Genomic DNA, 19,615 nt, shown 5'->3' with positions numbered 1-19,615 from the left:
GGCTCAAATCAGCGTATCGTATAGGTTCTGGATAAGCTCAACGTGTCGCTCCACGGCGAAAGTATCGAGCGCTTTCTGTCTGGCGGCCGTGCCAAGTTGAATCCTTAACTGCGGATTGCCGTAAAATTTGCAAATAGCCTGAGCAAGACTGTGCGCGTCTTTCCGGGCGAACAGCAGCCCGGTTTCGTTATCGTCGATCATTTCCGCCGCGCCGCCATGATCGGGGCCGATCAGCGGACGGCCCATGGCCATCGATTCGATCACCATCGTGCCCAGCGGCTCAGGACTGGTGGAGGCCGAGACGGCGATATCCAGACCATTATAGGCGGTCGCCATGTCGGCTATATGGCCGGTGAAGGTCACCAGGTCCTGCAAGTTTTCCCTGTCGACGCGCTGACGCAACATCTTCTCGTAAGCCAGGCAATCATCCGGTGTGCCGCCCACTATCAGCATTTTCAGATTGGGGATTTTGTCTTTTAGTAGATGGGCGGCGTCGAGGAAGAGTTCCTGACCTTTCCAGGGAATCAGCAAGCCCACCAATCCTACGGCGAAACTGTCCGCGGATATCTTGTACTGTGTCCGGAATTGCCGGCCGTTCGCCTGCACATTTAACTTTTCGAGCTCGATGCCGTCGTAAACAACGCGCATTTTTTCGGCGGGAACACCGAGTTGGTTTTGCATGTTGTCGGCGACCCAATGCGAGACGGGGATGAAATAATCCGGCAGGCTGAACGCCCAGTTCATTAAACGGGAGCCGGTCTGATTGCCGCGCACATGGCACACCACGGGCCGCTTTAACACTTTCCCGACCAGTAATGCGGCTCTGTTGCATAAAGGTTCGTTGTTGGCATGAATCAAATCGGCTTTAAAGCGCCAGGCTGTCCAGAGCAGTTGCACAAAGAAGGGTAGAAAGTTGGCAATATCATCGGTGCGGGCTAATAGCTGGTTGATGACAAAGCGCAGCCCGGGAATTTTGTCAGGCCAGCCTTGCGAGTCCAGCTTCAGATGCGCGCCGGCAATGTCAATGTGCCGGTCGGGTAGATATCGCCATTCCGCTTCAGCGGCGATTTCCTGGTACTGAAGCCCCGTGCGCCCCGTGATTACCATGGGCACGAACCGGCTGCGGTCCAGGTTTCTGACCAGATGCCGCAAACAGATAATAGCGCCGCCATAGCCTATGCCGTTTTCAACGAAGAGAATGCGTTTTCTAGCGTTTAAGCTCATGATCAGGCGTCCCGGCGTGAGGTTTTGTGCGTCTGGAAATGTTGCTCCGCTAAAAATCAGCGGCAATCCGGACAAGCGTCCGGACTCTTTTAATAACCAGTCGGCTGTGATTATAGAGAGTTATCCGCCTGTGCAACATAAAAATTCCCTTAAAAAAAGTGGGTTGCGAAGGCGTTGCGTATAAGATCTGTTTCTTTACCAGCAAGCCTGATTTACCGGCATCCGCCTGACCGGGCGCCGGGTTTTTATTCTGACTGGAGAAAAAGTATGCCGATGTCCTCAACTCATCCGACATTTTCAGTCATTATCGCCACCTATAATGGCGCGGCTACGCTTTCTCGCGCCGTTGACTCGGTGCTGGCGCAGTCCTATAAAAATTTCGAAATCATTGTTGTCGACGATGGCTCAACCGATGATACGCCGGCCGTTATCCGTCGGTACGGCGCTAAAGTGCGCTATCACCATCAGTCTAACTCGGGCGTTTCAAATGCCCGCAATACAGGAGCAAAACTGGCGCGGGGCGAGTGGCTGGCTTTTCTTGATGTCGATGACTGGTACTATCCGCACCGTTTGGCCTGGCACGCACGGTTGCTGCAAAGACAGCCCGATCTGGACTTTCTGATTGGCGATTATGATTACGGGCGGGCCAATGGCGAGGTGATGCGTCGCGCGATCGATAGCAGCGGTTTTGGCGCCATGGTTTTGGCATCGGCCGATGAGCATGACACGGCTATCGTCGATCTTGATGACATGGCGCAATTCATTCCGTCTTATTTTGGCCATACATCGACCTTCTCCGTGCCGCGCCGGACGTTCCTGCGGTTGGGCGGTTATGCGGAATCGTTTAGCATCGGCGAGGATCTGCACCTGCTGATTCGCGCCTGTGCCCGCAGCCGGTCAGTCGGTATCGTTTGCAAACCGATGGCGTTTTATTGCGTGCATGATGCGGGCCTGATGCGTTCAGATACCGTTTCCGCCCAGGTCAGGAACGTGGAAACCTTGTTATCGCTGAAGCATGAGTTGGAGCAGGCGCCCGCGCCGGTGAAACGGGGGTTTTTAAAGGCGTTGATGAATGCGAGGTTTGATCTGGCGGTGGCTTTGATACGAAACAGGAAGCGCTTGAGAGCAATTGCGTCTTTTTTGCCGGCCCTGGCCGATAATGCTTCCTTGCACAGCTTCAGAATGCTGCTGTCGGTCATGAAAGGTTAGGGACGATGATTCGGCTATCGCATTCATCATGATGTATTCTAAAAAAATCCTGCTTGTTTCCGGCATGGTTTATCTGGCTTTTGTGATTTATGGCAGCCTGGTGCCGCTTGATTACAGGCCGATTCCCAGCGATGTGGCCTGGGCGCGAATCCGTCAGATACGTTACCTGCCGCTCGGTATTGCCTCCCGTGCCGATTGGGTGGCCAATATTCTGCTTTTTATTCCGCTGGCATTTTGCTGGACGGGTATTGTATGGCACCGGTCCAACCTGATCCTGAAAATCATCGGCTCTGCGATTGTCTGGCTGGTCAGTGTTGCGTTGTGCCTGGCCATCGAATTCACCCAGTTGTACTTTCCCCCGCGCACAGTCTCGGTCAATGATATTCTGGCCGAAAGCTTAGGGGCCGTGATAGGCATAATGCTGTGGTGGATGACCGGAGAGCGCCTGATGAACTGGTTGAACCAATGGCATCTGGCCAGGGATGAAAGCAGCCGGCTTAAGCGTATTCTTCAGGCCTATGTCGTGCTGCTTTTCATTTATAACGTCATGCCCCTGGACCTGACCATCAGTCCCGTAGAGCTTTATCATAAATGGCGTGAAGGTCGGGTTGTGTTGATTCCGTTCGGGTTTCAGGTCGCTGACTCCTTTCAGCTGACATACAACCTGTTGACCGATGTGCTGATCTGGGTGCCTGTCGCCCTGTTATTCGTATTGGACGAGCCCAATCGCCGGTTGCAGGCGTTCGCCTGGACGCTGCTGTGCGCCTTGCTGATCGAATTGGCGCAGCTGTTCGTCTATAGCCGGATCACCGACATCACGGATCTGATTACCGCCTCGGTCGGAGCGGGCGCGGGCATATGGCTGGGCACACGGCTGAATAAAATGTTCAAACCTGAAAAGATGGCGCATACACGGGTTTACGCGCAGCCGGTGCCGTATCTGTTCTATGGCTGCGCCGGATTTATAGTCTGGAGCATTTTATTGACCGTCATGTTCTGGTATCCGTTTGATTTTCGGATCGAGCGTGATTATGTGTCTGTGCGCCTGGCGCGTTTTTGGGACGTTCCTTTTACCGCCTATTATTACAGCACCGAGTTTCGAGCCCTTACCGAACTGTGTAAAAAAATTGTTTTTTTTATGCCGTTGGGCGGGATGGTTTCGGTTATCGCTCAGGCGGCACGCCATGAGCGGGTGGGGCTATTGCTTAAATGGGTGGGGTTTGTGTCGATTGCGGCTGTTGCGACCGGAATCGAACTGGGACAAATAGCGTTGCCGGGCAGGTCGCCGAACAATACCGATATTGTCATAGAAATCATTGGCGCTTTGTTGGGTTATCGGCTTTGGGAATTCGTCCGCGGCCGCTTCAGGCGGTCTGCTGGCTGGCAAGCGCCGGACAGGTCGTTCAGGTAGTTTATCGGCTTTTGTCATGATGACCTGTATGATGGTTGCGGAAAACGCCGAGCAATCGATTATTGTGTATTAACCATGGAGCCGTTGTTATGAAAGTATTAATGCATGGTTTATTGAGAAATTTAAATTTTAAATGGCTTTTAGTGCTACTGCCTTTCATGGCGGATATCGGCCGTGCCGATCAGGTATTGGCCAATACCCTGGAAAAGATAAAACCGGGAATCGTGGCAGTGGGCACATACATGCCCAAACGCAATCCCAGGGCGGTTTTTTTTGGGACAGGGTTCGCCGTGGGCGACGGTAGCGTGATTGTGACTAATGCCCATGTGATACCGCCGAAACTGGATGCCGAGCACCTGGAACAGTTAGCGGTTTTTTTCCGCCGGGGCGGTGCCAGTAAAGCGGTGCTTGCCAGAGAACTGGCGTTAGATAAGGACCATGACCTGGCCATTTTAAAATTATCCGAAGGTCAGCTGCCGCCGGTCAAATTAGGTGACGTTTCATCGGTGCGGGAAGGGCAGCTTTATGCGTTTACCGGCTATCCCATCGGTATGATCCTGGGGCTTTATCCCGTGACGCATCGCGGCATCATTTCCGCCATCAGTCCGGTCGTTATTCCGATGCTGAAGTCGGAACAGTTGAATGCCAAGCTGCTCAAGCGGTTAAAGGAGCCGTATGATGTATTTCAATTGGATGCGACGGCTTATCCCGGAAACAGCGGCAGCCCGCTATACGATATTGATACGGGAGAGGTTATCGGCGTCATCAATAAAGTCTTTGTCCAGGAGAGCAAAGAAAATGTCTTGTCGAAGCCTAGCGGCATTACGTACGCCATTCCCGTGAATTATGTTGAAATTCTTATGAAAAGCAAAGTAATGAATTGAGTTATGGCTGGCTTTGTGTATGTGATTGAAATATTTAAATTTTCTTTCACGTCCTCAAAAGCGGAATCTTTTAAAAGTTCTTCCATCTAAATTTTTGCAGAGTAAAAGTTTTACTTTAAAAGCTTATGCTAATTTTCATGATGCAAGCCTGTGGAAACCGCTAAATACCGTTAGCCGCTCGCTTGGCTTTAGATAATCATGAAAACGATTTCTCAGGATTAATGAATTTGCGCCAGGCTGTGCCAGCCATCCGGTTAAGCCGACAGTCGATCCGGATGCGCGATGGGCTGGAGGCGGCGCTTTTTCATGCAGCACTTTTTATAACGCTGAGCAGATGGTTCGCGAAGTGGTTAACATCAATAAAAAACGACAATTCATCATAAGGCATTGGGATTGTGCGAAACATCAGTGTTTATCACAGCCGATCAATTATGATTGAAATACTTCCAGGACATTGTCGCCAAATTTCCACCAGAACTTGCTTAACATTGATAGGTAACTTGCAACATGTAACAGTGAAACAAACTTTAAATAGAAAAAACAAGGGGACAATATGATTCGCATTTTTCATCATCATATATCCAGAGCGTATCTCTCGCTGCTTGTGATTGAAGTATGTGTATTTTTTACCTCAATGTATTTCGGAAGTAATGTTCATTTTTTAAATACCGAATCCTGGGATACGGAACAGGATCTTACCGAGGCCAGTATTATCTTTTCGGGCTTGTTGACCCTGTCTTGCTCGGGCCTTGGCTTATATAGAAGAAGCTTAAGCTGGGATGACTACAATTTGATGGCTCGTACATGCATCAGTTTTATTATTGCGATTTTTGCAGTGGTTACGCTTTATTTTTTGGTGCCTGAGATTTTGACGTCACGAAATATACTGATATATGCCTTGGTTTTTGCCTTTACCGGCATGATGATTACGCGGTTTTTATTTTACCGGTTCGCAAATATTGAACGGCTTCAAAAAAGGGTGCTGGTTATCGGCAGCGGTAAAAAAGCCCATAGCTTGATATCGCTTAATGAATCCTTTATCCATAAAGGTTTTATTATCGTCGGATTTATCGCACTGGATGACGAAGTGCCGGCCGTGGATCAGTCGATGATAATCTCTCCGGACAAAGGCATTAATCAGGTGGCCGAGGAGTTTAGGGTGGATGAAATTGTCATCGCATTGGATGACAAACGCCGGGTCATGCCGGTTGACGATCTTCTGGATTGTAAAATGTCCGGTTTGACCATTATGGATATGATGGCTTTTTATGAACGTGAGAAAGGCATAATTTCCCTGGAGGACGTCTACCCAAGCTGGCTGGTGTTTTCAGACGGCTTTGCAAAAAGCGGTTTAAGGGCGTTAGGGAAGAGATGCTTTGACCTGTCGGCAAGCTTGTTATTATTGGTGGTATCCTGGCCCATTATGGTGCTGACGGCTTTGGCGATAATGCTGGAGAGCGGCTTTCGGGCGCCCGTGCTTTATCGACAGGTTCGGGTCGGGGAAAAAAACAAAAATTTCAATGTGCTCAAATTCAGGAGCATGAGCGTTGACGCGGAAAAAAACGGCGCGCAATGGGCGCGGCAACAGGATAGTCGGGTAACGCGGGTCGGTGGTTTCATCAGAAAATACCGGATAGATGAATTACCGCAGATATTCAACGTACTAAAAGGCCAGATGAGTTTTGTCGGTCCAAGGCCCGAGCGGCCAGAGTTCGTTAAGGATTTTAACGAAAGGATCCCTTATTACCGGGAGCGACACCGCGTAAAGCCCGGAATCACCGGTTGGGCGCAATTGTGCTATCCCTATGGCGCGGATGAATACGATACAATTCAGAAACTGCAATACGACCTGTACTACGTTAAAAACTACAGCTTGTTTTTGGATATATCTATTATGATAAATACAGTCGAAGTGGTTTTATGGGGCAAAGGCGCAAGATAGGCCGATACAACAGAAACAGGCAAAACCTGCCGCCCCCTTGGCCAGCCCTTTAATTATTGCGCTCATCGAAAGCTATTACCGCTATTAATAATGCCGATTTAAGGCATGGATCATTCATGGATTTTTTATCCGTGCGGGAGCATTTTATTGAATTAGGACAGTTCGCAATCTGTCTTTTATGGAAAATAAAGCCGCTTAGATGATAGGTTAGTTTCATTTAACCGGATGACACCGATGCCGAGCATTGACAAAGTAATTGGAAAGGCAGATATCATGCTTGAAACAAGAAAAAATATAATGAGATATAGCCAGTTAATAGCGGTATTTGTAGTTATCATCATTATTAATTTTTTCGAGTTAACGCTGCTGAATTATAAATATGATTTGTTTACAGGGGGCTTTCTACAACCTTATTCATATAAAACGTTTTCCGACCGTTTAGTATTTATTACCACCGCTCTGTGGTTTGATTTTGCCTTGTTTGGGCTCGCGGCGGGATTATGGTTTTATATAGCCAATAAGCTAAAAAAAAATAAATTACTGATCGCCTATAATTTTATTATTACCAGTTTATTACTGATGGGAATCTGGCTTAATTTTAAGTTTAAGGTTCTTTCCTATTTTAACGATACTTTAAACCTCACCTTAATCAGGCATTTGGGCGGAGGCAGCATAACGAAGGCGGTGTTTTATGCCAGTGATGAACTGGCCTTGTATATAGGAATAATCACCGTTGTCATAGCCGCGTTTATTTTTAGCATGAAAATGCTAAATAAAAGCAGTTTTATGATCGAATTGCCCAGCCAACATACCTCGCAAGCTGATAATCGCGCACTGCTGGCTTTGATTGCCGTGCTGACCCCTCTGCTGACTTTCATTGTGTCCAATGCCGATGCGTTAAGGTATGGATTGAGCAAAAAAACCTCTTATGCGCTCATTAGCCAAGGGTTGGATAAACTATCGGATATCGATTTCGACGGCTTCGGTATTTTTTCCTATCCGAAGGACAATGCGGTGTTTAATGCCGATATTTATCCCGGGGCGCTGGATATTCCGGGCAATGGGATTGATGAAGACGGTTTTCTGGGGGATGCGGTGCAGGCTGTCCGGCAGCAGGATGGATTAGCCGAAATAGCACCGCAAAAAGGCAAGCACATTGTTCTGATCGTATTGGAGAGCGCGCGGGCCGATTTGCTGGAAAAGAAAATTGACGGTGATTACATAGCTCCCACGTTAAAGACTATAGCCGACCGTGGCTCGGCCATAAAATACGCCTATAGCCATACAGGCTATACCACGACTTCCATAAGAGCGATTTTTAACAGAAGCTTGGTTAGGGATCACGCCAGAATCACGTTGATTGATTTTCTTCAGTCCGCAGGCTACCAGCTCTCGATTATATCCGGACAGGATGAGTCTTTTGGCAATGTAGCGTCAGACGTGGGCATGAAAAACGAAGGGATTTATTACTTTGATGCCCGGACTGCAATCGATGATCGGGTTTTCCCCAGCAAGGAACAGGGGAGTTTGCGTCTTAGCGAAGAGCGCGTTATAGAACAGTTTCAGTCACACATGAATGAGCTGGATTTTAGCCAGCCCCAATTCATCTATCTGAATATACAGGCGGCGCATTTCCCTTATACGCATCCCAAAATGAAAAAACGGCTTACCGACAAGTTAATCCCACGATCTGAAATCAATATAGAAAACAGGGACTGGCTTGCAATCACTTACTGGAATGCGATAGCCAGTGCTGATTGGGCGGTCAAACAGGTCCTGGATGCGTTTAAGGACAGAAAGCTGCTTGATAATGTCACTTTCATGATCCTGGGCGATCATGGCGAATCCTTGTTTGAGGATGAGTTTCTCGGGCACGGCCATGCGATCAATGATTCGCAGACAAAAATACCATTAATAATCAATGATTCCCATGTTTTCGCCGATCAGGCAATAGGACAAGTGGATGTCGCGGAAATCGTAATCCGCTCCGCGCTCGGGTTAACGAATGCATGGGCCGATAACGGCAAGCCGGTCTTTCAAATAGTCGGAACGTTATCCCAGCCTTTGTTGATCGCGCATGTAAAACAGGGCGGAGTGCGCACGGTATTTGATTTCCGTTCCGAGCAGGTTTTCCTGAGCGATTTACAATTATGGAAACCATATAAGGAAGCCTTGTTGGAGCCTGTCCATAAGTCAAGAGTGGAGTCTCTGATCAGGGAGTGGGAGGCGTTGCGCTGGCAGGAGGCGGAAAGTTTATAAACCTCGGCCTGGTGAATAGCGCGCGAAAATGAGGTTAATTATTCGCGAATTTTTCATGAGTGAAAAATCAGGCGCAGACTTCGATCGATCCGGCTGAGAATAAAGGCAAAGAGCGTGGAAAAGAACAGACTGGCCAGGGCGGTCAGATTATCTATCCACCAGACGTTATACGTTTCGGCAAAGCTATGGAAGGGCGTTCTCAAAAAGCCATTGACCATGAATAAATGAAAGGAAAGATCGCCAAAGAAAATCAGCAAGGCAACCATGGCCGACTGTTGTAACCGGGAGTTAAATGCGGCTATGAAGACTATCAGGATTAAAACGGTGAAAGTCAGGTCGGAAATCAGCCAGGCATAGCTATTGACCATGGCCATCGCAAACAGAGCAAAAGACAGCACGACGTATATGGCGGGGATCTTTATGCTTTCCCGCGCGCCTACGTACACCCCCAGGCATATGACGGGGACATGGCCGAATATCATATAGTTTATATTCATGTCGTTGGCAATAAGGAACGGATTGATAAGCCGCTCCAGACAGATGAAGGCGATACCGGTAAGAATAAGAAATTTAACGCGGAATTTTTGAAACAGTTTTAAAAAAAGCGGATAAAACAGATAAAACTGGAAAATAAAAGGTAAAAACCACCAGGGACCGACAGGTATCAAGGCCTGCCTGGGTATGAAATTCGATATCAATAACGCTTTCCAGAGCAGACTGTTCCAGTAAAACACTTTTTCATCCGACATGAATGCCGCCTTCACCAGGCCCAGGAGTATATAAATACTGAGGCAGAGCAAAAAAGACAGATAAATCTTGAACAGCCTGCCTTTGAAGAAATCGCCAAAAACCAGCGGTTCTTTATTGTATTTCCTGGTCAAGCCGTAAGCGCTGAAAAAAATGAATATCTGGACGCCATAATGGCCAAAATAAGTGAATGTCGCCCGCAATAACTCAGCCGGATGGCTCTGAACGGTTTGATAAAATCTCCAGGAAGTCTGAGCCTGAAAGCTGAATTCATTTTCTCCGATAATGGGCGTCAGATTATGAAAAAAATTATGCAAGACGATTAAAAGAATGCCCACGCCCTTGAGTATCAGCGTCTGTTCCTTGGTAAAGTGGGGCGATTGTATTGTCCATTTATCTTCCAATAGGGCTTTCATACCGGTTTTAATGTCCGAAGTAAAAAACAATGCCAGCTCTATGTCATGTACTGGTTCAGTCTTCAAGCTTCGATGAAGAATTGTTTTCGAAGCTATCGATCGCCTCCGAGAGGATCATTGCCGCGTTGGTGCTGTTGAATGCGGCGCTCGGAGCGGTATCGGTGTCCGATACATAAAACAGCGTGATGGGGTTTCTGGCGCTAACGAGCAGGTTAAGTGAATCCATGAGCTGATGAGCAATGGGATCGTCAATAAACTTGTCATCGTATAAAAAAGCATAGGCAACAAAACCATAACCATTGCTGTTTCGTAGCAGGTTGACAGGTATGTCTCGTGTGCCTGTCAACACAACGTTTTTTTCCCTCCTGAGATCGCGGCCATATGACACCGCAAGCTCAGGATGGTGATAAAGACGTTTATGATCATAAGAACGCGCCGCGAATAGCTGGACTTTATGCCCTTGTTTATCGGTATAAACACGCTCAATCCAGTCCTCGGTGCCAAAAACATCCATCCCCCAGCCGGGATTGCGAGTAGTTGGTTGCGAGGTAAAGTCATTAAGGACAAGGTCTATTTGAGCTACCGACTTGCCATCGTCCGTTTTCAATTCCAGATAGCTGTGAATAATGGTTGGAATAAGCGGCAGCACCAGAAGCAGCGCGACAATCGGGGCATAGCGTGAGGAAATCATTGCGGAGCCTCGGCAGAAATCGGGGGCTGTCCCAGCCAGAAAATAACGGGGAGCGCTATGGCAAATGTCAATAATCCTGACATTTCGTGCGCCGATGTTTCCAGAATATCAAGGCCAAACGCGTTAACGAGCAGGGTCAGCGCCAGGACTCTAACGACATTGACGCCAATGGCGAGCGGAACGGCAATCAGCAGCACCAGTATTTTTCTGAGCATGTCATGACAATAATAAGCGGTCATTATGGCAACCGTAACGGTGGCGTAGAGCGTGGAAAACCCGCTGCATGCATCCGCAACCTGCAGCGTGCCATGCTCCAATTCGATTAAGGTTTCCCTGGAATAAGCCGGTATTCCGAGTATATGCAACAGCCAGGTGGCGCTGTCAGTGGCGATATAACGGAGTATCAGGTGCAAGGATTCGGTGAAAACCAGGGGAATGGGCAAAGTCAGGAACAACATTCCCAAAGGGAATAATATGGCGGCTGTTCTTTTGGTGCCTAAAAATAACAAGGAGAAGCCGGGCAGCGACAAAAAAAAGGCAACCGCCGACAGCAGTTGTGAATGAATGCCTGTATCCAGCATATGCAGGGCCAACGTGGGGAATAGAACAGCGAATCCCCACGGGTTTGAACTACGTGGCAGATGGCTGCATTTCTGCAGTTCCCTATGGACGAGATAAAGCACAACCGCCGCAATAAGAAGGCTATGGCCATTATGCCAGACGCCCATTGTCCAGCGTTCCCAAAGCCATGCCAGTGTCGGGGCGTATAAAACAATCAATTGTAGGGAGACCAGCCAGAGTATCCATGAGTGCCTGGATTCCAAAGCGATATCACAATTGGCGCGGTGGGTGTTTAGAGTGTGACTGTTCATTGCTATTCTACCTGCTTTAAAGAGTTATCTAAAACCGGAAACCATCCGTATGGCGCATAGCGTTGGCAAGTCTTTATGCTTTATTTGGCAGGTATTCAGGAACGTAAATTTTATGATTCCCGTAACCGGCTTGCCTTTCCGTCCCTCTTCGGCGTTGCCTACAGGAATATAGGCAAGGGGCGTGAACACGACTGCATGGACAGGAGCAGAAAGCCAGCCTCAATCGCGGGTCCTGTTTCATTCCCTTTTCTTTTTTATTTTATGTCGCCTGATTTGACCAGTATTTTGAGCAAAAAATCAGCATTCGATAATTCCCAGGTTCAGCCTTCGCTGCCGCGTATCCCTTTGAATGTTGGTTATCAGTGTAAAATCATGACATTAGCTTTTAAATAAAAAGTATCGAGAAATGCTCGTTTACTGACTTGGATCAAGAAGAGTTCGGATACGTTTACCCCTGGCTTATTCATTAATCTGAATGTCGTATTTATCGAATAACGTGTACAGTGTCGGGCGCGTTACGCCGAGCAATTTGGCGGCATTTGAGATATTGTTATTGGCATAGGTTAGCGCTCTTTTGATCGCTGTCGTTTCCGCGGTTTCCCGCACCTCTCTTAAATTAAGCGGTATTAAATTGTCGCTATCCTGCTCCATTTCGAGATCTTCAAGCGTTACCGCTGGTCCATCCGCCATGATGACGGCCCGTTTGACCTTGTTTTCAAGTTCGCGGATATTTCCCGGCCATGGGTAAGATTCAATCGCATGGACAGCTTCCTTGCTGAAGCCTTTTAATTTCTTGCCGTTTAATTGGCTGTAACGGTTCAATAATGCGGTGGCGATTGTGATGGCATCGCCCTCACGTTCTCGCAGGGGCGGGATATTGATTGATATTTCACTGATTCGATAATATAAATCACTGCGGAATCTGCCTTCATCTATCAATGCTTGCAGGTTCTGATGCGTCGCGCAGATAATGCGCACATCGACCGGAATCTCTTTCCTTCCTCCAATGCGCTCTATAGTTCTTTCCTGCAGGAAGCGCAATAACTTGGCCTGTAATGAAAAAGGCAAATCGCCTATCTCATCAAGCAGGAAAGTGCCCTTATCGGCATATTCGATTTTGCCTTTTGTTTGCGTGACCGCGCCGGTGAACGCGCCTTTTTCGTAGCCAAAAAGTTCGCTTTCAAGCAGGTTTTCGGGAATGGCCGCGCAGTTTATCGCAATAAAAGGCTGATCGGCGCGGCTGCTTAAGCCATGGATGGCCTTGGCCAGTATTTCCTTGCCGGTACCGCTTTCGCCCAGTAATAAAATACTGGCACTGGTAGGCGCGGTCTTTTCTACTACCCGGGAAAGTTCCTGCATTTTGCGACTGGAGGCGATGATGCCGGCCAAAGGCTCTTGTGTTTTTTGCCGCAGTTTTATGTATTCCTGCTCCAGTTGATTCAGATGGCAGGCTCTGTCGATGATCATGCGCAGCACGTCAATATCGATCGGTTTTTGGTAAAAATCATAAGCCCCCATTGCGACCGCGCGAACAGCATTCTCCCGGTCGTCGTTGCCGGTGACGACGATGACCTTGGTGGCGGGCGCGATGCTCAGTATTTCGTCAAGCGTGGCAAGCCCCGCGCTGGCGTTGGCCGGATCAGGGGGCAGACCCAGGTCAAGCGTTACTACACCCGGGTTATACCGCCGGATGGCTGCAATCGCTTCGTTCTGGTCACTGGCGATAACAGTCTGGTAGTTTTCAAAGCACCATTTCAGCTGTTTTTGCAATCCGGGATCATCTTCTACAATGAGTAAAACGTTATTGTTGTCCAACTTATCACCCTCTCTATTGGTATTAAGCAATCGCGAAATGCAGATCCAGGAATAATCAAAAAATAATTTCCGCCTCTTGCTCCTTTTCCAGCCCGGATGCCGAGCAGGAAGCAGGCAATGCAGGAGCGGTAAGCCATGCCTGGTGCGCGCCCTCCAGACGCAATGCATGTTCTGCATTGATTAACGCAGTGATCGCCGACAGGGCCGGGAAGAGGAACGTGAATTTTACAGTTCCCGCAACCGGCCTGGCTTTCCGTCAATCCGAGGCGCATGGCAAACAGTTACATTGTTTGCCATGCGCCTGTTAGCGAGTCTTGAGCATGAACATAAATCCTGCCCCAATCGCGGGTTTTATTGCATTCCCGCTCCTACAATGCTCGGGTTATTTCATGCATGCTCCTCCGCATCAGCTTTTGAGTTCGCAAGGGGCAGCTTTATGGTGAAGGTTGTCCCCTTGCCGGGGGTACTGTCAACCAGGATCTGGCCGGAGTACTTTAAAATATAATCCCGCGCTTCATAGACGCCGATTCCCATGCCGGCATTGCCTTTTGTAGTGTCGAAAGGTTTAAACAATCGTTCGGCAATAAACTTTTTGTCCATTCCGATGCCATTGTCGATCACTTGCACAATAGCATGCCGCTCGTCGCTGGATAAATGCATTTTGACGTGTCCTTCGTCATCGGTCGCTTCCTGTGCATTTTGCACCAAATGCCCGAGAATCGCGGTCATTTTTTCTCTTTCTCCGAAGATACGACAGTCATGCACATCGGTCAATATTTCCAGGGCCGGTTTATTGCCGGCCTGCTGCAAGGCGACATCTTCCATGACTTCCGACAGATTAATTATGGTTTCCTGAGAGGGCGTTATAGGTCCTTTCCTGAATTGCCCAACCAAATGCTGCATTTTATTGACGACGTTTTCCAGCGTTTCTATGGAATCGTCGATAAACTCCGGATTGTGCTTATGCTTTTCAGCATTTTTGACAATCAGGGAAATTTGCGCCACCAAGTTCTTAAGGTCGTGAACGATATAGGCCGAAAGCCGGTTATAAGCTTCAAATTGCCTGGAGCGGGACAATTCGTCGCTGGCACGGTTTAGCGCCAAGGCATTGGTTAATTGCATGCCTACCGTTTTTAATAAATCGTGATCCTCCCAATTAAGCTGCCTGGGTACTCTGGCCTGAGTGAGCACCACAAAAGCCATCATTTCATTTTGGTGAAATAGCGGGATGATCAACCAGACATTTTTTTCTTCGGCATACCATTGAGACAGATCGACTTGGTCATACATTTCAGGATCATTGTCAAACTCAACAAAGTCGATGACCCATTGCTTGTTAATCAGGAATTGGATTAACGAATCGTCCGCGGCCAGCTGTTGTTGGGGTTCAAACCCCAGGTTTCTGTTTTCCGCCAGATAAAAATCGCCCTGCTGGTTTTTAAGCCATAAGCCGCCGCCGGAACTTTCCACCAGATTGGACATGGTATGGATAACAAATCCCGAGAATTCCTCGATAGACGTCAATCGAGCAATCGACTTGCTCATTTTGATCCATTCATCCCGATAGTCGTAGCGATAGTGAAAAAAATGTTTATTAAAATAAATTTTGGCCAGGGCACGGGTTTTCCCCGAGACGAATAAAATCAATAGCAGCAGCACGGCTAAAAAAATGAAAACAATCTGGGCGAGTTCTCCCCAGCTACTACCGTAATCGCGGATATAAAAGCCTGCCTGGGCCATTAATATTAAATAGATTCCCGTCCCGAACAGCACGGTGGTATGAAACACGACTTTCCTGGGTGCGGTAATAGGTCTGACATTCCGGCTCAGCCGGGAAGTCGAAACAGCCAGCAGAGGGATTACCATGGCGTTAAGCATGCCCCTGGCATCCCAGAGCGAAGCATCCAGTCTTGCGAACAACAAAGACTTGCTGTAAATGAAAAAATCGATAGTAAATAACGAACCCAGGCCCAGACATAGAAATTTAACAGTCCAGCGCTGATCCTGAGTGGCATTTCGATAAAGCTGTTCAATCAGGATCAGGCCAATAATCGCAAATACGACATGCGCTAAAAGACGGGGGTCCATGTCCAGCACCGCGTTAACCTGATAGCGAAAATCCGCGGATGTTTCATGAATAAAAATAAATACAATCAGAAACAATATCGCATAGACCGGCCTGGACTTGGCAAACATTAAGTAATTTGCATTAACTCTTTGATTCAAAATAAGGATTGTTAAAAAAATGAACCAGGATACATTGCGCACGGTTTCAAATGACAACGTATCCGAAATAAATAATTGATCGTCTTGAATGCTGATCGCGGTATAACCGCTCCATACCAATGAGCAGAAAACAGCGATGAGAAAAGGCAGGGCAAAAGGAATTTTTTTAATTCTAACAAGCGTTAAAAGCAATAAAAGAAAATAAGCCGCTGTCGCCGTCAAGTAACTGTAGAAACTGAAATTCTCAATTAGATTCATAGAGTTGTCTTCTTTAATTGAGCTGGCGCATTGGCTATGTCTTGTGCCTTTCGGATCGACTTTGCCGCCGGATACCATAGATAACACCGATGAGAAAAACAGGAAACAAGCCCCGCTTTATCCCGTCAGGCGCTGCCGTTGAGGCTGTTCCATCTTCATCACTAAGCGTTTTTACCTATTGACCTGACTATTGAAATCGGCGTTTTTAAGTTCTACTTAACATTAGTCGAATAAGCTTCAGTCCGCATGAACACTATAAATCAAAATCTAACTGCTTGGCTATCCGTTAAATGCATTGAACAATTATCCGGTTTTACCCAGCGCTTAACGGTTGGGTTTATTTGATTTAAAACATAAACTACCTCAAGAGAGAGATAAATCATGTTTGATGAACATTTTGAAGTTTTTTTGGCCGATACCCAGAAAAGCAAGGAAAAGCATTACGGAATCCGATACCAGGTTTATTGCGAGGAAATGGGCTTTGAAAGCAAGGATAATTTTGTCGCAGAGCAAGAGTATGATAAATGGGACGGGCATTCCGCTCATTTTATCGTCCGAGCTAAACATACGGGTCAATGGATTGCCGCCATGAGGATGGTTTTCAAGAACGAACAACCATTGCCCTTGGAAGAGCATTGTCTTATTAACAAACCGATCCACCATAACGTCTTTAATCATTCGGTTGAAATATCCAGATTATGTCTGATTAAGGAAATTAGAAGACGCAATACCGACTATGATCCGCCAATAGGCTTGGAAGATGAGCATAACGGCATTAAAAGAGCCGATAATGTCATTCCGTTTCAAAGTCGTAAAAATATCGAACGTCGCATAATTTGGGGATTATTTCGTGCAGCGGCAGAGTACAGCGCTGAAAATAATATCAAGAAATGGTATTTTTTATGCACTAACGCGCTAGCACGGGTTATTGCCAAAGAAGGTTTCAGCATGGAGCGTATAGGCGAACCCTGCAGTCTTAATGGAGAGCGCATACCGTTTGAAATAGGTTTAAGCGAAATACTTTCAAACTCAATCTGGCTCAATGATTTCAAGAAAGGCTACAGCCTTTATTCGGATATGGAAATATCAAAAACCAACAATAAACGAGTCAGATATCAGGTTTAGATAAATAATAAATTGACGTTATTATTTATCTAATTCTTTTGGCTACGCGCATGGTTTATATGCAAGCATGAATATAGACGTGTCGGATAGCATTCTATTGGAGGCTGAACCGGATAGCTCATCATAACTTTCAGCTCGCCGAAAGTTTTCTTTGCATGGGGCACTAAGCAGAGAGTCAGCTATTTATTGCAAGAAAGACTGATTTGCTTTTTACAAATCCGGATTTTTTTCAGAGTTAAAAATGATACTGTTGTACTTGATCAACCACATATTTCGTTAAGTTGGAGCAGGCAATACCATAATGCTGCGTAGCCAAAATTAACAAAGGGTATTTTTTGCAATCTGAAAACAGGCCATAGCCAATCATCTATTAAAATCAGTGACAGGTTCACTTTTTACGAAAATTGTACTGATATGTCGGACCAGGAAGTCCATGTCGGAATGATTGAAAGTTTTCGGAAAGGCATATTGTCAGTGACTCTAACACTATAATTTTTAGGGTTTTTTAATACAAAGTGAAATTCCAGACACTTTGTGAACAAGTTTGTGCCTTTCCGGCGATTTTGACAGCATTGCTGTTATAGTCCCCGAGAGATATTGCAAATCTACTGATCTTTTCCCTTGTCCGCTCATTATTTTTACTAGAGTTTGCTGTCAACATGAGGCCGTGCCTGTCTAATCCGCTTATATGGGTCAGGAATCCGAAAGAATGCTTAAATTTTTGAAGAAATTATCGAGTTTAATGTGAACTCTGATAAATATCCCGTCAATATTTTTGGATATTCTTTGAGATTTTTTTAGCACGCGGTCTTGCATGATTTTTTGCAATGATGGCGATAAAGAGCCGAACCTAAGTATCAATCAGTTTCCGCGTAATCTATTTTAATCAATGTTTTATCGAAAGCATTCGAACATTTTCCCGACAATGAGCCCCGAATAAGCTAAGGCCGGCTTTCAGCAATTCATGCCGAGTGATTTGCAATACGGCTTCGATAAATTATCCCTCATCTGTTGCTCCGCTATCACGGCTTTATCTGGTAACACTTCTCAATGATCATTTCAAAAACCGCACGATTTCATATTCTCAATCTAAATAAACGCTAAAAACGCGATCAGTGTGGTGAATTAAATAGCGTTTACCGCAGTCTCTTGTGAGATTGGCGGACATCGAACTGGATGGCTGAGGTTTTTTTGAATCATGGCGCTATTTCTAACCATTGATGATGTTTACTTAACTCTATGAATAAACCATTCGATTACAATTTGGCATTCTCTAGAAACATCGGTTGGGTCACGGAAGCCGAGCAGGCGATTCTTTGCGCCAAGAGGATCGCTATCGCGGGCCTCGGCGGCGTTGGCGGCAGTCATCTGCTCACCTTGACGCGCTTGGGTGTTGGAAAATTTAACATTGCGGATTTCGATCGCTTTGAATTGGCCAATTTCAACCGGCAGGCAGGCGCGACCCTGTCTCATCTGGGGCAGCCTAAAGTTGATGTGCTGGCAGAAATGGCGCTGGACATCAATCCTACGCTCGATATCAAAAAATTCTCCGAGGGCGTCAATCAGGATAATGTGTCAGAGTTTTTAACGGATGCTGATGTGTATGTGGATGGCCTGGATTTTTTTGCCTTTGCCGCTCGTGAAAGGCTTTTTGCAGCCTGCGCGGAACTGGGTGTGCCGGCGGTCACTGCCGCGCCGTTGGGAATGGGGGCCGCGTTATTAAACTTTATGCCCGGAAATATGACTTTTGAAGAATACTTTCAACTAGAGGGCAAATCGGAAGCGGATAAAATTTTACATTTTCTGCTCGGTTTGTCGCCCGCCATGCTGCAAGTCGGCTATCTTGCCGATCGGAGCGGCGTGGATTTGATTAATCATAAAGGTCCTTCCACACCAATGGCTTGCGAGATCTGTGCCGGTTTTGCCGCAACTCAGGCGCTAAGGATTTTATTGCAACGGGGTAGAATTGTGGCGGCGCCATGGGGATTGCATTTTGATGCCTACCGGAACAAGCTGGCGAAAACCTGGCGCCCCTGGGGAAATCGAAACCCGCTGCAACGCCTGGGTTTAATGATAGCTAGGCAACAGCTTATGAAAATATCGAAAGAGACTAGTGCTTAGTCAGTCTTGTTATGACGAGTAAATTGCAGGTGCGAATTCTCTTGTGCCCTTTGAGGTATTCGTACTATTCGCATGGCACGAATGCTGTACGAATTTTACTCGTCATAAATACATTGACTGATTACTAGTACTTAGTCATACTTGATATGTCGGATATTGCCCCCACATCTGTTGCTTTCCCCGTTAATGGAACCGAGAAATTGGCAGCAAAGAAATATATAGTCCGGCTAAGTAAAGAAGAACGTAATGATTTGGAAGGCTTGGTACGGCGAGGAAAAGCGGTGGCTTACAAGAGGCTTCATGCGGAAATACTCCTGAAAGCGGATGTCAGTCCCTTGGGAGGTCAGTGGACAGATCGCCAGATCAGTGAAGCCTTCGGCATTTCAACGCGCACGGTAGAGAGAGTTAGGCAGCG

General features: G+C 46.9%; 15 protein-coding genes. 9 read left to right on the top strand and 6 right to left on the bottom strand.

Going from position 1 to position 19,615, the window contains the following annotated elements:
• Positions 1 to 3: 3 nt before the first annotated feature.
• Positions 4 to 1,224 carry a glycosyltransferase family 4 protein gene (locus tag EK22_RS06905; protein WP_036249307.1) on the bottom strand — a complete coding sequence of 407 codons (1,221 nt, stop codon included), beginning with the start codon at positions 1,222 to 1,224 and terminating at the stop codon, positions 4 to 6.
• Positions 1,225 to 1,491: 267 nt separating this feature from the next.
• Here EK22_RS06905 and EK22_RS06900 point away from each other — a divergent pair, with 267 nt between their 5' ends.
• The 5 genes from EK22_RS06900 to EK22_RS06880 all read left to right on the top strand — a co-directional run bounded on the left by EK22_RS06900 (position 1,492) and on the right by EK22_RS06880 (position 8,929).
• Entirely contained in the window at positions 1,492 to 2,433 is a 942-nt protein-coding gene (locus EK22_RS06900) for a glycosyltransferase (protein ID WP_051961734.1), read from the top strand.
• A 28-nt stretch (positions 2,434 to 2,461) separates the two neighbouring features.
• Entirely contained in the window at positions 2,462 to 3,844 is a 1,383-nt protein-coding gene (locus EK22_RS06895; RefSeq protein WP_051961732.1) for a VanZ family protein, read from the top strand.
• An 89-nt stretch (positions 3,845 to 3,933) separates the two neighbouring features.
• Entirely contained in the window at positions 3,934 to 4,728 is a 795-nt protein-coding gene (locus EK22_RS06890) for a S1 family peptidase (RefSeq protein WP_020160662.1), read from the top strand.
• A gap of 553 nt (positions 4,729 to 5,281) precedes the next feature.
• Positions 5,282 to 6,670, top strand: coding sequence for a TIGR03013 family XrtA/PEP-CTERM system glycosyltransferase (locus tag EK22_RS06885; RefSeq protein WP_020160663.1), 1,389 nt, complete (start codon positions 5,282 to 5,284; stop codon positions 6,668 to 6,670).
• A 786-nt stretch (positions 6,671 to 7,456) separates the two neighbouring features.
• Entirely contained in the window at positions 7,457 to 8,929 is a 1,473-nt protein-coding gene (locus tag EK22_RS06880; protein WP_235209239.1) for a sulfatase-like hydrolase/transferase, read from the top strand.
• Positions 8,930 to 8,982: 53 nt separating this feature from the next.
• Here the strand turns inward: EK22_RS06880 and EK22_RS06875 are convergent, their stop codons facing one another.
• From EK22_RS06875 to EK22_RS06865, 3 genes are read right to left on the bottom strand one after another with little or no spacing between them, the layout of a single operon-like run.
• Positions 8,983 to 10,158, bottom strand: a complete 1,176-nt coding sequence (locus tag EK22_RS06875) for an acyltransferase family protein (RefSeq protein WP_152565018.1) — start codon at positions 10,156 to 10,158, stop codon at positions 8,983 to 8,985.
• A complete protein-coding gene (locus EK22_RS06870) occupies positions 10,148 to 10,783 on the bottom strand; it encodes a hypothetical protein (protein WP_036249298.1) in 636 nt (211 codons plus the stop codon). The genes EK22_RS06875 and EK22_RS06870 overlap by 11 nt, the downstream gene beginning before the upstream one ends.
• Positions 10,780 to 11,655 (bottom strand): exosortase/archaeosortase family protein, encoded by an 876-nt coding sequence (locus EK22_RS06865; protein WP_235209238.1) that lies wholly within the window; start codon positions 11,653 to 11,655, stop codon positions 10,780 to 10,782. Before EK22_RS06865 ends, EK22_RS06870 begins: the two co-directional genes overlap by 4 nt.
• 75 nt (positions 11,656 to 11,730) lie before the next feature.
• On the opposite strand from EK22_RS06865, the gene EK22_RS24150 reads away from it, so the two are divergent.
• Entirely contained in the window at positions 11,731 to 12,048 is a 318-nt protein-coding gene (locus EK22_RS24150; RefSeq protein ID WP_020160668.1) for a hypothetical protein, read from the top strand.
• A 66-nt stretch (positions 12,049 to 12,114) separates the two neighbouring features.
• Here EK22_RS24150 and prsR read toward each other — a convergent pair whose 3' ends face one another.
• Positions 12,115 to 13,470: a PEP-CTERM-box response regulator transcription factor gene (gene prsR, locus EK22_RS06855; RefSeq protein ID WP_027147457.1), complete on the bottom strand. Its 1,356-nt coding sequence runs from the start codon at positions 13,468 to 13,470 to the stop codon at positions 12,115 to 12,117.
• 387 nt (positions 13,471 to 13,857) lie between these two features.
• Entirely contained in the window at positions 13,858 to 15,954 is a 2,097-nt protein-coding gene (prsK, locus tag EK22_RS06850; RefSeq protein ID WP_235209237.1) for an XrtA/PEP-CTERM system histidine kinase PrsK, read from the bottom strand.
• Positions 15,955 to 16,335: 381 nt separating this feature from the next.
• Here prsK and EK22_RS06845 point away from each other — a divergent pair, with 381 nt between their 5' ends.
• The 3 genes from EK22_RS06845 to EK22_RS06835 form a co-directional block, all read left to right on the top strand.
• Positions 16,336 to 17,079 (top strand): PEP-CTERM/exosortase system-associated acyltransferase, encoded by a 744-nt coding sequence (locus EK22_RS06845; RefSeq protein ID WP_020160671.1) that lies wholly within the window; start codon positions 16,336 to 16,338, stop codon positions 17,077 to 17,079.
• Between the two features lie 1,239 nt (positions 17,080 to 18,318).
• Positions 18,319 to 19,200 (top strand): ThiF family adenylyltransferase, encoded by an 882-nt coding sequence (locus EK22_RS06840; protein ID WP_036249293.1) that lies wholly within the window; start codon positions 18,319 to 18,321, stop codon positions 19,198 to 19,200.
• Positions 19,201 to 19,346: 146 nt separating this feature from the next.
• A partial coding sequence (locus EK22_RS06835; protein WP_200882569.1) for a helix-turn-helix domain-containing protein occupies positions 19,347 to 19,615 on the top strand: 269 nt, incomplete at its 3' end.

The organism is Methylobacter sp. BBA5.1, from assembly GCF_000746145.1.
GTDB classification, from domain to species: domain Bacteria; phylum Pseudomonadota; class Gammaproteobacteria; order Methylococcales; family Methylomonadaceae; genus Methylobacter; species Methylobacter marinus.
Note: the sequence above shows the minus strand (reverse complement) of the source record. Positions and strands in the feature narration are given on the sequence as shown.